Annotated in this window: 12 protein-coding genes; 11 read left to right on the top strand and 1 reads right to left on the bottom strand. The window is 68.8% G+C overall.

The window, feature by feature from the left end:
• Positions 1-16: 16 nt before the first annotated feature.
• Genes ACN9M6_RS06760 through ACN9M6_RS06730 form a run of 7 tightly spaced genes read left to right on the top strand, consistent with a single transcriptional unit; the run spans position 17 to position 7,125 of the window.
• Positions 17-835: a TatD family hydrolase gene (locus ACN9M6_RS06760; protein ID WP_419162146.1), complete on the top strand. Its 819-nt coding sequence runs from the start codon at positions 17-19 to the stop codon at positions 833-835.
• Positions 832-2,613: a DNA mismatch repair endonuclease MutL gene (mutL, locus tag ACN9M6_RS06755; RefSeq protein ID WP_419162145.1), complete on the top strand. Its 1,782-nt coding sequence runs from the start codon at positions 832-834 to the stop codon at positions 2,611-2,613. The genes ACN9M6_RS06760 and mutL overlap by 4 nt, the downstream gene beginning before the upstream one ends.
• A gap of 11 nt (positions 2,614-2,624) precedes the next feature.
• A complete protein-coding gene (gene miaA, locus ACN9M6_RS06750; protein ID WP_419162144.1) occupies positions 2,625-3,587 on the top strand; it encodes a tRNA (adenosine(37)-N6)-dimethylallyltransferase MiaA in 963 nt (320 codons plus the stop codon).
• Positions 3,584-4,738, top strand: coding sequence for an N-acetyl-alpha-D-glucosaminyl L-malate synthase BshA (bshA, locus tag ACN9M6_RS06745; RefSeq protein ID WP_419162143.1), 1,155 nt, complete (start codon positions 3,584-3,586; stop codon positions 4,736-4,738). The genes miaA and bshA overlap by 4 nt, the downstream gene beginning before the upstream one ends.
• On the top strand, positions 4,735-5,535 hold the full coding sequence (locus ACN9M6_RS06740) for an undecaprenyl-diphosphate phosphatase (protein ID WP_419162142.1): 801 nt from the start codon (positions 4,735-4,737) through the stop codon (positions 5,533-5,535). The genes bshA and ACN9M6_RS06740 overlap by 4 nt, the downstream gene beginning before the upstream one ends.
• A gap of 28 nt (positions 5,536-5,563) precedes the next feature.
• On the top strand, positions 5,564-6,361 hold the full coding sequence (locus tag ACN9M6_RS06735) for a biotin--[acetyl-CoA-carboxylase] ligase (protein ID WP_419162141.1): 798 nt from the start codon (positions 5,564-5,566) through the stop codon (positions 6,359-6,361).
• 5 nt (positions 6,362-6,366) lie between these two features.
• Positions 6,367-7,125, top strand: coding sequence for a type III pantothenate kinase (locus ACN9M6_RS06730; protein ID WP_419162271.1), 759 nt, complete (start codon positions 6,367-6,369; stop codon positions 7,123-7,125).
• Here ACN9M6_RS06730 and ACN9M6_RS06725 read toward each other — a convergent pair.
• Positions 7,115-7,327, bottom strand: a complete 213-nt coding sequence (locus ACN9M6_RS06725; protein ID WP_419162140.1) for a hypothetical protein — start codon at positions 7,325-7,327, stop codon at positions 7,115-7,117. The genes ACN9M6_RS06730 and ACN9M6_RS06725 overlap by 11 nt on opposite strands.
• A gap of 234 nt (positions 7,328-7,561) precedes the next feature.
• Between ACN9M6_RS06725 and groES the strand changes: the two genes are divergently transcribed.
• From groES to ACN9M6_RS06705, 4 genes are all read left to right on the top strand, one after another.
• The gene (groES, locus tag ACN9M6_RS06720; protein WP_419162139.1) at positions 7,562-7,870 is read left to right on the top strand and encodes a co-chaperone GroES; all 309 of its coding nucleotides are present in this window, start codon (positions 7,562-7,564) and stop codon (positions 7,868-7,870) included.
• A gap of 68 nt (positions 7,871-7,938) precedes the next feature.
• Positions 7,939-9,579: a chaperonin GroEL gene (groL, locus tag ACN9M6_RS06715; protein ID WP_419162138.1), complete on the top strand. Its 1,641-nt coding sequence runs from the start codon at positions 7,939-7,941 to the stop codon at positions 9,577-9,579.
• A 214-nt stretch (positions 9,580-9,793) separates the two neighbouring features.
• Positions 9,794-11,611: a hypothetical protein gene (locus ACN9M6_RS06710; RefSeq protein ID WP_419162137.1), complete on the top strand. Its 1,818-nt coding sequence runs from the start codon at positions 9,794-9,796 to the stop codon at positions 11,609-11,611.
• Between the two features lie 111 nt (positions 11,612-11,722).
• A complete protein-coding gene (locus ACN9M6_RS06705) occupies positions 11,723-13,627 on the top strand; it encodes a hypothetical protein (RefSeq protein WP_419162136.1) in 1,905 nt (634 codons plus the stop codon).
• Positions 13,628-13,657 lie beyond the last annotated feature (30 nt).

Below are 13,657 nucleotides of genomic sequence, written 5' to 3'. Positions count from 1 at the left end.
CCGTCCTGGGAGAGAGGTGACCCGGCCGGATCTCTTCGACTCGCACCTCCATCTGACGGCGGCCCGTTTCTCCTCCGACCTCGGCGAGGTGCTCGAGCGGGCCCGGAGGCGCGGGGTTGGCGGTATGGTCACTGTCGCGTCGAACCCCGAGGATGCCTCCGATGCCGTGGCGCTGGCTGTGGGGACGCAGGGACTCTGGGCCACGGCGGGCCTCCATCCGCACGAGGCGGACCGGACCTCGGCCTCACTTCTGGCGGAGATCGAGCGGATCGCCGCGGCGCCCGAGGTGGTCGCGATCGGTGAGACGGGCCTCGACTTCCACTACGACAATGCGGCCCGGGCTGCGCAGATCGAGAACTTCGAGGCGCACCTCGGGCTGGCTGACCGGCTGGGACTGCCGATCGTCGTCCATTCGCGCTCGGCGGAGGCCGATACAGCGGCTCTGGTCAGGGAGTGCGGCGACGGCGTCAGCGGGGTGCTGCACTGCTTCACGGGAGGCGAAGCACTCCTCGACGCCGCGCTGGAGGCCGACTGGTACGTGTCGTTCTCCGGGTTGATCACCTTCGTCGCCGAGCTTGCCGGCCCGGTCCGCGCGGTGCCCGCCGACCGACTGCTGATCGAGACCGACGCGCCGTACCTGGCGCCGGTTCCACGCCGCGGGCGGCGGAACGAGCCAGGGTTCCTCCCCCACACATGCGAGCGACTGGCCGAGCTTCGCGGCATGTCGTTCGATGACACGGCGGCGGCCACGACCGCCAACGCTCGACGGTTCTACGGGCTGGAGACCCTGTCGAACGGGGGGCCTTCCTCGGGGACCGCCGGGGGGCCGGTATGACCGGCGCGGCGGCAGGCCGGGTCGAGATTCTGCCCGACCACGTCGCGAACCAGATCGCGGCGGGCGAAGTCGTGGAGCATCCCGCCTCGATCGTGAAGGAACTGGCCGAGAACGCGATCGACGCGGGCGCACGGCGGGTGGAGGTCGCGCTGCGCAACGGAGGCAAGACCGAGATCCGCGTCTCCGATGATGGGAGCGGCATGGGTCGCGACGATGCGCTGCTCGCTCTGGAGCGACACGCGACGAGCAAGATTCGAGGCGTCGATGACCTGAGGAGCGTGCGTTCGTTCGGCTTTCGCGGCGAAGCCCTCCCGTCCATCGCCGCGGTAAGCCGCTTCGAGCTCCACACGGCGCTGCGTCCCGACGAGGGCGTGCGCGCGCGGGTCGATTTCGGCCGAATTCGCAGCGTGGATGATGTGGCGCGCAGGCGCGGGACTACCGTGACCGTCCGGGCGCTGTTCCACGACCTGCCGGCGCGGGCGAAGTTCCTGCGCAGTACGGCAGCGGAGACGCGGGCCGCGGGTGAGGCGCTGGTCCTGCTGGCGCTCGCGAACCCCGACGTGGGGTTCCGCCTCGAGTCGAACCGGAGGGTCTCGATGGACCTTGCCCCCGCGAGGGACTGGCTGGCCCGAATCAGCCAGTTGTGGGCGGACCTCGCGGCCACCCTCATTCCGGTCGAGAACGGAGGCGGAGCGGTGCGAGTGCGCGGCTTCATCCAGCGGCCCGATGCCGCCCGCGCCCGGGGGGGACGTCGCTACACCTTCGTGAATGGCCGTCCGTTCCGTGACCCCGGACTCCTGCGGTTGGTGGACGAGGCGTTTCGCACGACGGTGGTCGAGGGCGTGAGGCCGAGCTTGTTCCTGTGGATCGAGCTTCCCCCCGCGAGCGTGGACGTGAACGTGCACCCCGCCAAGGCGGAGGTGCGGTTCCGCGACCGCGAGCGGATGGAGACGACGGTGCATGACGCCGTGCGATCCGCGCTCGGCCGGATCGACTCGACCAAGTCGATCGGTGCCGCGGGGGCTCTGACCGATCGCAAGCGAGGCTCCCGTTCCGCAGGGAGGGGTGCCGAACGGGAACCGCCGGAGATGCCTCAGTTCGCCCTCTTCGTGTCGGGTCGGGATACGTCCGGTGCCGGGACGACAGGCGAAGGCGAGGGAGCCCCCACCGCGCTGCCCGGAGACGAGCCGGACGCGGACTTTGCGGGCCCCCAGCTGTGGCAGCTCCACGACCGCTACATCCTCGCCGCGACCCGCGAGGGCCTCCTCCTCGTCGACCAGCATTCGGCTCACGAGCGCGTCCTCTACGAGGAGATCATGGCGCGGTTCGAGGCCGGAGGCGGCACGTCGCAGGCGCTCCTCTTTCCGGTGACGCTGCAGTTCTCTCCGCCCGAGGTCGCCGCGCTCGAGGACCTCTCGGGCTTTCTCGCGCGTCTGGGCTTCGAGCTGGAACCCTTCGGGGACCGGACCTGGATCCTCAGAGCCGCACCACTGCCGCACGCCCGCTTCGACGCCGAGCGCTGTCTGCGGAACATGGTGCGTGAACTCGCGGAAGGGTCCCCGCTCGTGGACACCGCGCGCAACCAGCACGAACGGATCGCCAAGAGCATGGCGTGCAAGGGCGCCATCAAGGCGGGGGAGCACATCTCGCCTGAGGAGGCGCGGGAGTTGTTCGACCGGCTGTTCGCGACCGAGTTGCCCGGGCACGACGTACACGGCCGTCCGACGATCGTGCGCCTGAGCATCGAAGAGCTGGACCGGCGCTTCGGCCGGAGCTAGGGGAGCCAGTCGTGGAGCAGTTGCCGGTGCCGGTGATCACGGGACCCACCGCCTCGGGGAAGACCTCGGTCGCCGTCGAGGTCGCGCGCCGACTTGACGGCGAGATCATCTCGATGGACAGCCGACAGGCGTATTGCGGCTTCGCCATCGGGACCGCGGCGCCCTCCAGTGAGGAGTTGGCGGCGGCGCGGCACCACGGCGTGGGCTTCCTCGATCCCCACGAACGGTACGGTGCGGGGCGCTTCGCGCGCTTGGCGACCGGCTGGCTGTCGGACATCGGGAGCCGGGGGTCGGTCCCGATCCTGGCTGGCGGTACGGGGCTCTTCCTGCGCTCCCTTACGCACCCGATGTTCGAGGAGCCGGCGCTCGACCCGGAGCGGCGCGGGCGGCTGCACGGCTGGCTGGACCAGCTGGAGCGGGGGGAACTGAGGCATTGGGCTGCGCGGTTGGACCGGGTTCTGACGGAGCGCCGGTCTCCCCTCGACCGGCAGCGCGCGGCCCGGACCGTGGAACTGGCGCTTCTGACGGGCCTGCCGCTGAGCCGGTGGATGGCGAGCGGCCGACCGGAGCGACCGCCGCTGTGCACCGCGACCTACGCGCTGGAGTTGCCCGCCGCCCTCCTCCGTGAACGGATCCGGCGCCGGGCAGAAACCCTGATCCGGGACGGCGCCTGGCCGGAGGAGGTGCGCCGCCTGCTGGAGCGCGGCCTGGAGGGATCGCGGGCCTTCAACGCTCTGGGATATGCCGATGTCGCCGCACTCGTTCGGGGCGCCGTGCCTCCGGAGGAGACGGTCGACCGCGTGTCCGCCGCGACGTGGCACTACGCGCGGCGACAGCGAACCTGGTTCAGACACCAGCTGCCGGCAGACGCCGTGGTGCTGGACGGCTCGGCGGCGCCGGAGCAACTTGCGCGCCGCATCGCGTACGAATGGCGAGAGTCGGCGAGGAAAGCCGGGGAGACAGGGCGGAAATGAAGATCGGCATCACGTGCTACCCGACGTATGGAGGTTCCGGGGCTGTCGCGACCGAACTCGGCCTCGGCCTCGCCCGCCGCGGGCACGAGGTGCATTTCATCTCCTATGCCCAGCCGTTCCGGCTCACGCATTTCATCGACGGCGTCTACTTCCACGAGGTGGAAGTCAACCAGTACCCTCTGTTCGAGTATCCGCCCTACTCGCTCGCCCTGGCCGTGACCATGCACGAAGTAGCGCGGCGTGAGGAATTGGACCTGCTCCACGTGCATTATGCGATCCCGCACGCCACGGCCGGCTGGATCGCGCGCGACATGCTCCGGGACGGCGGCCGCGACGTGAAGCTTGTGACGACGCTGCACGGTACGGACATCACACTGGTCGGCCAGGATCCGTCGTACTGGTCGATCACGCGTTTCTCGATCGAGAAATCCGACCGTCTGACCGCCGTGTCCGGCTGGCTACGCGACCGCACGCATCGCGATTTCGAATGCGACCGCTGCGCGATCGACGTGATCCCGAACTTCGTCGACCCGAAGATCTACGACCGCGAGCGGTACAGGGGTCTGCACCGACTCGCCCGGGCCGGCGAAAAAGTGGTGATGCACATCTCCAATTTCCGTGCGGTCAAGCGGATCCCGGACCTGATGGAGGTATTCGCACAGATCCAGCGGGAAATCTCGGCGCGTCTCGTTCTGATAGGTGACGGCCCGGAACGGCAGCGCGCGGAGGAGCTCGCGGCAAGACTGGGGATCTCCGAGCGCGTCGTCTTCCTGGGCAAGTTCGACTCGGTCGCCGAACTGCTTGCGAGCGCCGACCTCTTCCTGCTCCCCAGCGAACAGGAAGCCTTCGGGCTGGTTGCCCTGGAAGCTCAGGCGTCGGGCGTCCCCGTCGTGGGCTCCTCCGGCACGGGCCTGGACGAAGTCGTCGAGAACGGTGTGACCGGCTACCTGCATCCGGTGGGCTCGGTCGATGCCATGGCGCGCTCGGCGATCTCCGTACTCGCTGACGGCGCGCGCTGGGCGGAGTTCTCCAGCGCGGCGCGGCAGCGGGCTGTCGAACACTTCGCCGCCGACCGCATCGTCCCCCGCTACGAATCGCTCTATCACAAGGTCATCGGAACCACCGACACATCCGGGATCTCGGCGGCGTGAACCTGCTCGAAGCTGCCCTCCTCGGGGTCGTCCAGGGCGTCACCGAGTTCCTGCCGGTGTCGAGTTCCGGGCATCTCGTACTCGGGCAGGCGCTCTTCGGGATCGAGATCCCCGGAGTCGTGTTCGAGGTCACCGTGCACCTGGCGACGCTGTGTGCGGTGTGCTGGGTGTATCGGACCCTCCTGGCCGCCCTCGTCCGCGGCGTTTCGTCGGGAGATCGGGACAGCCTCCGCTACGTCGCCCTGCTCGCGGTGGCCACGCTGCCTGCCGCCGTCGTGGGCGTGGGGTTCGGGGATGCGCTCGCGGGCGTGTTCGAACGTCCCGTGATCGCGGCGGCGATGCTCCTCGTGACGGGCGTTCTGGTCTGGTCGATCCGGCACTTCGCTCGCCGGACTTCGCGGCACCAGCCCACCGTCCGCGGGGCGGTCGGTATCGGCCTGGCCCAGGCGGCCGCCATCCTCCCCGGCATCTCGAGGTCGGGAAGCACGGTGGCCGCAGCGACCGCCGCGGGCGTCGAACCCCGCCACGCAGCCGAGTTCTCCTTCCTCCTCTCGATTCCCGCCATCGCCGGGGCCGCGGTATTGCAGGCGCCGGCTCTCGGAGAAGCCGGGTCCGCGCTCGGGGCCGTGCCCCTTGGCGTCGCGTTCGTCACCGCCGCTCTGTCCGGGGTCCTCGCCATTCGTATTTTCCTGCGGATGCTGGAACGGCGCGTCTTCCACCACTTTGCGTGGTATTGCTGGGTCGTGGGCGGGGCATACCTCGCGGCAGCCGGGGTCTGGCCGGCGCTGCGCGGGTGACGGGAAAGTGACGGATGTCGGGGCGAACATGCTTGAACAACAAGTAGACCGCTGGGCCGGGGAATCGGGCACCGCGCTGCGAACACGTTGGCAGCGCGACTCCGTCTACGCGTTCGGCAGCGTCCCTTCCACGAACGACCTGGCGCGCGAACTCGCGGAGGCCCGGGCACCCGCCGGCTCCATCGTCCTGTGCCGGGAGCAGACCGCCGGGCGGGGCAGGGGAGGCCGGAGCTGGAGCTCGCCCCCCGGGGCGGGCCTCTATCTGAGCATGCTGTTCCGCCCCGTGGCCGGCGTCGTTCCGCCACTGGTGACGGTGGTGGCGGGAGTCGATCTGGCCCGTGAGCTGAACCGTCGCTTTCCGGGCCTCGGGGCAGCCGTCAAGTGGCCCAACGATCTGATGGCGCGGGACCGTAAGCTGGGCGGCATCCTGGCCGAGGCGGCTGGCAGCGGGGACGGAGGGGCCTTTCTCATCGTCGGGGTCGGGATCAACGTCGATCCGGACCGCCTTCCGGGGCATGTGACCGGGGCGGTGGCCCTTGCCGACTGCGTGGGTCCGGTGGCTCTGATCGAGGTCGCGGACGCCGTCGTCGCGGGACTCGAGCGTCGATTGCCCAGGATTCCGCCGTCACTCGATGCGGCTTCGCTGGACGAACTCGATCGCCTCGACTGGTTGAGGAACCGCACCGTCGAGCACCGAGTGTCGGACCGCGAGCCGGCCGTCGGCCTCGCTGCCGGAATCGCGCCCGATGGCGCGCTGCTGCTCAGACCGCGCGGAGGCGCGCTCCGCCGCGTTGTGGCCGGCTCCATCTCGGTCGGGAGGAATTGAGCGGCATGCTGCTCACCGTCGACATCGGCAACACGGAATCGGTACTCGGGTGGTTCGAGGATCTCACGCCCGTCCACGTCTGGCGCATCGCGACCGACCGCCGCCGCACCGGCGACGAGATCGGACTCCAGCTGCGCGGCCTGCTGGAGACCCGCAACCTGCCAGCCCCTGAGCGGATCGTCGTCGCTTCGGTTGTCCCCGCGCTACACCGAGTCTGGCTCGGCGTGGGAAAGATGCTCGACGTGCCCGTGCGCTTCCTCGACGGCGGCTCCAGGGTGCCCGTCACGCTGGACGTGGACCACCCCCTGGAGGTGGGCGCCGACCGCATCGCGAACACTCTCGCGGCGACCGAACTCTACGGCCGAGACACCGTCGTCGTCGATCTCGGCACGGCGACGACCTTCGACTGCATCACGGCGGACGGTATCTTCGCGGGCGGGGTCATCGCCCCGGGCCCGACCACCGGCATGGACCAGTTGGCGAGGGCGACGGCGCGGCTCCCCCAGGTCGAGGTGGAGAGCCCGATGCGCGTGATCGGCCGGAATACGCGCGAGTGCCTGCTGAGCGGCGGGTTCTACTCGGTGGTGGACGGCATCGACGGGATCGTCAGCCGAATCGTGGAGGAGTGGCAGCGGGAGGCGCTCGTGGTCGCGACGGGGGGACTCGCACGAGTGGTGGCGCCACACTGCAGGACGGTCGACCTCATCGAGCCGGCATTGACGATCACCGGCCTGGCGATCGCCGCCCGCTATCTCAGCTCTTGACGGCTCTCCCGCCGCAGCACTTCTCCTTGAGCTTGTCGGCGTACTCCGGATTCACGAGACGCACGATCAAATAGACGATCCCGACAAAGAAACCAACCTTCAGCGCCAGCCACACCAGGGGCAGGACGAGCGAGAAGAGGATGCCCGTCACCCAGAACCCCGCGACCCCGGCGACGAATAGGACCAACCCTGCACGAATCATGACGACCTCCTTGTTCGAACCGCCTCTACGTTAGGGTTGAGAGCAGGGTTTCAACACCTCCGCGGCCCGAAGCGGCCCGAAGTCGCCCCTACTTGATCGTCGCCGTCCGGTGGACTATCTTCCGCTCGTCTTGGCACTCAATAAGGTAGAGTGCTAACAGCCGCGGGGTTCCCTCGCGGTTTTGGTCACCCGAAGGATCACCCAATACCGAAGGTTCAAGGAGGGACAGGTAAGATGGCAACCGCCTCGAACACAAAGCTGAACATCTCCCCGATGGCCGACCGCATCGTCGTCGCGCCGCTCGAGGAGACCGAGGAGATGCGCGGTGGGCTGTACATTCCGGACACCGCGAAGGAGAAGCCGCAGCAGGGAACCATCGTCGCCGTGGGCCCAGGCCGCATGAACGACGAGGGTGCGCGCATCCCGATGGAGGTCAAGGCCGGAGACCGCGTGCTGTACGGCAAGTACGCCGGCACCGAGGTCACGCTGGACGGCGACGACTACCTGATCGTCAAGGAAGGCGACGTTCTGGCCGTCCTCTAGCCGCCGGAGCGGGAGACGGCAGTCCACCCTTTGATTGATGCGCCCGACACCGGGCGAAGGAGATGAAGATGGCGAAGGATCTGGAATTCGATACCGCGGCGCGGCAGCGCCTGAAGCAGGGCGTGGACAAGCTCGCCCGCGCGGTGAACGTCACGCTCGGCCCGAAGGGGCGGAACGTGGTCCTGGAGAAGAAGTTCGGCAGCCCGACCATCACCAAGGATGGTGTGACCGTCGCGAAGGAAGTCGAGCTCGATGACCCGGTCGAGAATCTCGGCGCGATGATGGTCAAGGAAGTCGCGACCAAGACCTCCGACGCGGCGGGCGACGGCACGACCACGGCCACCGTGCTCGCGCAGTCGATCTTCACGGAAGGTCTGAAGAGCGTGACGGCGGGTGCGAACCCCATGGCGCTGAAGCGCGGGATCGACAAGGCGGTCGAGGCGATCGTCGCGAACCTGCACTCGATTTCGGTCGAGACTTCGGGCAAGACGGAAATCGCCCAGGTCGCGGCGATTTCGGCCAACAGCGATCAGGAGATCGGCGAACTGATCGCCGACGCGATGGAGAAGGTCGGGAAGGACGGCGTGATCACGGTCGAAGAGGCCCGCGGCCTCGAGACGGATCTCGAGACGGTCGACGGGATGCAGTTCGACCGCGGCTACCTGTCCCCCTACTTCGTCACGGATCCGGACAAGATGGAGGTCGTCCTCGACGAGCCGATCATCCTGATCCACGACAAGAAGGTCTCGGCCATGAAGGACCTGCTCCCGGTCCTCGAGAAGGTGGCCCAGATGGGCAAGCCCCTCCTGATCGTTGCGGAGGATGTCGAGGGCGAGGCGCTTGCCACGCTCGTCGTCAACAAGCTGCGCGGAACGCTCAAGGTAGCGGCCGTCAAGGCGCCGGGCTTCGGCGACCGCCGCAAGCAGATGCTGCAGGACGTCGCGATTCTGACCGGCGGCCAGGTGATCTCCGAGGAACTCGGCTTCAAGCTCGAGAACACGGTGGTCGGCGACCTGGGCCAGGCGAAGCGGGTCGTCATCGACAAGGACAACACGACGCTCGTCGACGGCGCCGGTGACACGGACCGGATCCAGGGCCGGATCAGCGAGATCAAGGTCGCGATCGACAAGTCGACGTCGGACTACGACCGCGAAAAGCTGCAGGAGCGGCTGGCGAAGCTGGCCGGCGGCGTGGCCGTCATCAACGTGGGCGCCGCGACCGAGACCGAGATGAAGGAGAAGAAGGCTCGCGTCGAGGACGCGCTGCACGCGACGCGCGCGGCGGTCGAGGAAGGGATCGTGCCGGGCGGCGGCGTGGCTCTGCTCCGGAGCCAGGCGGCGCTGGACGGTGTCGAAGGCGCCGACTCCGACGAGTTGATCGGGATCAGGATCGTACGCCGCGCGATCGAGGAGCCGATCCGCACGATCGCCTCGAACGCGGGGGCCGAGGGCGCGATCATCGTCGAGAAGGTCCGTGAGGCGGGAGGCCTGAACACCGGCTATAACGCGGGCACGGGCGATTACGAGGACATGGTGAAGGCCGGCGTCATCGACCCGACCAAGGTCACGCGCACGGCGCTCCAGAATGCGGCGTCGATCGCGGGTCTGCTCCTCACGACCGAGGCCGTTGTCGTCGAGCGGCCCGAGAAGGAAGATCCGGCGGCTGCGGCGGCGGGCGGCATGGGCGGCGGCATGGGAGGCATGTACTAGAGCCCGGGGCGGCGGTAGCCGTCCACCGCTGGAAGAAGTCCGCTGCAAGAAGCACCGAAGGCCCGGCTCCGGCCGGGCCTTCGCGCATCCATGCGCCGGCGCGGTTACGATTATGCCTCATGTATGCCTCATGATCTGCTCCAATGCTGACTCGCGGCGGCGACGGCCGGATTCTTGCCGCGGATGGCCCCGGCGCCCCGCGGCGACGCGGGTCGTGCTCCCCCTCACTCTGCTCGTACCGCTGGCATGCGCCGACGCCACCGGCCCTGATGGGGGGCCGTGCCCCGTTGTCGCCGGGCGGGTCACGACGCGGGTGCCGCTGTCGCTCGCGCCCGGTCAGATGTGTACGCTGGCGGCGTCCGACGCCGACGCCGTCGACATCGAGCCGGGGTCGGCTTCCGCGCAGTATCTGGTGGTCGTGCAGAGTGGCGTCCGCACGCCGGGCGCAACCACGCGCCTCCGGCTCTCGGCCAGGGCGCGCAACGTCGCCGCCGCCCGGGTTCCGGCTCTGGTTGCTCCCACCCGTACGATCTCGATCGAGGGGCAGAGGCTCGAAGCGGCTTCGCAGACAGAACTCGACTTCCGGGAGAACGCGCGGCGCGCCCTCGAGGGCGCGACACCGCTCCGAGTGGGGCCCAGGCGCGGGGCGCCGGCAGGAACCGCGACCGCGACCGCGACACGTCCCCGGGCGGCACCCCCCTCGGTCGGCGACACCGTGGTGTTCCACAACGCGGTGGACCCCGACCTCAACGTCGATTGCGCAGGGATCCATGACCTGACCGCGGTCGTTCGGGCGGTGGGCTCGAACTTCGCGGCCGTCGAGGATCTTGACGGTGCCGGGCCTGTGCCCGCCAACGCTTACCAGAGAGTGGTCGAGTCACTCGAACTCCTCGTACTCCCCGTGGTGACGGCGTACTTCGGCGAGCCCGCGGACCTGGATGAGAACGGAATTGTGTGGGTGCTGTTCACGCCGGTCGTGAACCGGGTCACGTCGCGCAACAGTACGACGCGGGTCTCCGGCTTCTTCAGTCCGACCGACCTGGCCGACCCCGAGAGCTGCGGAGCCTCGAACGGCGGTGAGCTCCTCTACGTCCTCGCGGCGGATCCCGGCGGCCGGTTCTCGGACCCGGTCCCCGTGTCCTTCGCCACCACGCGGGCGATCGGCGTCGCCACGCACGAGCTGGCGCACCTGATTTCGGCCGAACAGCGCACGGTCCTGAGTGGGGGTGGCTTCGGCGATCTCGAAGCGACCTGGTTGAGCGAAGGACTGGCCCATTCGGCCGAGACCTTCGTCGGCATGTTCCTCGCTGCACATCGTCCGGGCGGGAACTACGGGTTCGAGGAACTGGCTGCGCAGGCGAAGACGTTCCGCACCTACCATTTCCCGAACTTCCGGCGGGCCGCCTACTACCTCAGTGACCCGCACGGTACGCCGGCGCTGGGCGATGACCGGGGCCGAGACCCGGCAGGCCTTCCGTCTCTGGCCATGAGGGGCTTCGGGTGGCTGTTGCTGCGCTGGTTCGCCGATCAGTATGCGACGGGCGCCGGGGGGATTCTCGGAGGGCCGCGGGAAGAGGCCATTTTCCGTGACCTCTCCGGAGGTGGGGAGACCCGGTCGCGTGGCGTGGAGAACCTCGAACGCGTCGCCGCGACGCTCGGCGCTCCCTCCGAGTGGGAAACCCTCCTTGCGGCCTGGGCCCTGTCCCCGCTCGCCGACGACCTGCCGGGGGAGCTGCCCGCCGCGACCCAGGTGACCAGCCTCGGACTTCGCGACGTGTTCGCGGCTCTGAACCGCGAAGTGGACGGCGAAGAACCTTTCGAACGGCCGTTTCCGCTCCTCGCGACGGAGTTCGGTCTCGCGGCTGACATCGACGTGAGGGTCGATTTCGAGCTGAATGCGTCGACGGGCCGCTACTTCGTGTTGGAGAGCGATGGTCCCCACCCGGCGATCCGGATCGCACTCTCTACGCAGGCCGGCCTCGGTGTACCTCCCTCGGCGGGGGTCCGCTTCGTCGTACTCCGTACGCGGTAGCGGGCGCCCGCCGCCGTGGACGGGTAGATTTGCCGGGGGAGCGACGGTCAGGCGCCGTGGCCGGGAGCCGCGGCGCTTCTCGCACGGGAGAGCAACGGTGAGCCAGGGAGAGTGAGACCTCGCGACGAGCGTCGGCTGCTGGCGGCGACGATGGCCGGCCTTGCCCTGGCGGCCTGCGGGGGAGGGACGACGGACCCTCCTCCGCCTCCACCCCCCCCCCCGCCTCCCACCTCGACCGCCGTGACTCTGGATCTGGCCCCCGGAGGTCTCGTCACGCTGGTTGCACCCGATGAGGTGCGGGCGTTCAGGCTTACGGGCGGAGAGAGTCCGCGTACGTACGAGGTCATCATCCAGAGCGCGTCGGAGGCGCCCGGGCAGACGATGGAGGGTCGCGTGAGGGTACGGGCCGAGCGGGCGGCGGCCAGCGTGACCCCGGCCCGAACCGCTCAGCTCGCTCCCGCGCCCGGCGGTATGAACCGCGACCTTCGGCGGCGGGCCTCGTGGTTCCAGAGAGAGCGTCTGTTGCGGGAGCGGGATGTGGAGGAACTGGTGCGGATCGGCGCCCGGCCCGTCCGGCCCGATCTCGACGTATCAGCGGCCCTCGCGAAGGCGTCACCGCGGCTCGGCGATACCCTTTCGTTCCGGATCGGTATCGGTGCGAACCTGACGGTGAACTGCCGCAACCCCACAGTGATCCGGGGCGAAGTCCGGTATGCGGGTGAGAACTTCACCGTCGTGGAAGACATCGAGTTCGGCACCCAGCCGGATGTCGACCGACTTTCGGCGGAAGAATTCGAGACGATCGGGCGTCAGCTCGACGAGGTCGTGTACCCGATGAACGTCGCCTATTTCGGCGAACCTGCGGACATCGACAACAACGGGACGGTGATCGCGCTGATCACGGCCGAGGTCAACAGGCTCACCCCCGCCGGGGATGAGAGCATTGTCGCCGGGTTCTTCCTGGCGCGGGATCTCACGAGTCGCTCCAGCTGCCCGGCTTCGAACGAGGGCGAGATCTTCTACCTCGTGGGCCCGGATCCCGACGAGGACTACGGCGCGGAGATCAGCCTTCGCTTCGCTAACGCGCTCACGCGCGCGACAGTTGCGCACGAGTTCGTTCATCTGCTCAACACACAGCAGCGGGTCACGATCGGGGGCGGCAGCCTCTTCAATGACCGCGAGGTGGCCTGGCTGGACGAGGGAACGGCCCACCTCGCCGAGGAGATCTCCGGCCTCCGCTCGTCGGGACTGGGGACGCGGGCCAACCTCGACCTCGCCACAATCACGGCCAGCGAGGAACAACTCACTCACTTCAATCACTTCCTCCTGCTGAATTTCATTCGGTTCGGCCGTTTCCTCCGCGGTGGTTGTCCCACGCCCGACTCGGAAGGGCCCGCCGCCGCGCATGCGCTCGGTAGCGCCGGGGGTGAAGATCCGGGAGGGGTTGCATCGCTCGCGTTCCGAGGCTTCGCCTACGGGTTTGTGCGCTGGCTGGGCGACCAGTTCGGCGAGGCCGGGAGTGGGGGGGCGCTGCCCGGCAGCCGGGAGGAGGGACTGTTCCGCGAGTTGTCTTCGGGCGGACCGGCCCACGCCAGGGGCATCTCCAACGTGGAGCAGGCGATTCGGACCGTGGCGGGGTCCAACCTGCAGTGGGAAGAGCTGCTCCCGCTCTATCTGGCGTCACTGATCGCCGACGACCACACGCCGGAGGGCACGGATCCCCGAACGCAGTGGCGGACCTGGAATCTCAGGGGGGTGTACGGGCAACTGAACGACTCCAATCTCGGGGACGGGTGTCCGTTCACGCGCCAGTTTCCACTCTCTCCAACGAGGGTAAATCTCCATGTGGCGACCAACAGTGCCGTTGAGTTCACCGCGAACGCGTCCACCGGGCGCTTTCTTTCGCTGGCGGCTTCGGGCGCCACCCCGGACGTGATCGTCGAGGTCATGGACCGCGAGGGGTCGAATCTCCCGCGGCGGGCCAGAGCGCAGGTGACCATCCTCAGGAGCCGGTAAGCGGTCGTTCCACACGAAGCGAAAGGCGTT

The organism is Candidatus Palauibacter sp., assembly GCF_965197445.1.
Classification (GTDB): domain Bacteria; phylum Gemmatimonadota; class Gemmatimonadetes; order Palauibacterales; family Palauibacteraceae; genus Palauibacter.
This window is presented reverse-complemented; position numbering and strand designations above follow the sequence as displayed.

What these genes read in the sequence shown, in the direction of transcription:
- ACN9M6_RS06730 (WP_419162271.1), top strand. Translation starts at nt 6,367, where the DNA reads ATGCTGCTCACCGTCGACATCGGCAACACGGAATCGGTACTCGGGTGG.
- groL (WP_419162138.1), top strand. Translation starts at nt 7,939, where the DNA reads ATGGCGAAGGATCTGGAATTCGATACCGCGGCGCGGCAGCGCCTGAAG.
- bshA (WP_419162143.1), top strand. Translation starts at nt 3,584, where the DNA reads ATGAAGATCGGCATCACGTGCTACCCGACGTATGGAGGTTCCGGGGCT.
- ACN9M6_RS06735 (WP_419162141.1), top strand. Translation starts at nt 5,564, where the DNA reads ATGCTTGAACAACAAGTAGACCGCTGGGCCGGGGAATCGGGCACCGCG.
- groES (WP_419162139.1), top strand. Translation starts at nt 7,562, where the DNA reads ATGGCAACCGCCTCGAACACAAAGCTGAACATCTCCCCGATGGCCGAC.
- mutL (WP_419162145.1), top strand. Translation starts at nt 832, where the DNA reads ATGACCGGCGCGGCGGCAGGCCGGGTCGAGATTCTGCCCGACCACGTC.
- ACN9M6_RS06725 (WP_419162140.1), bottom strand. Translation starts at nt 7,327, where the DNA reads ATGATTCGTGCAGGGTTGGTCCTATTCGTCGCCGGGGTCGCGGGGTTC.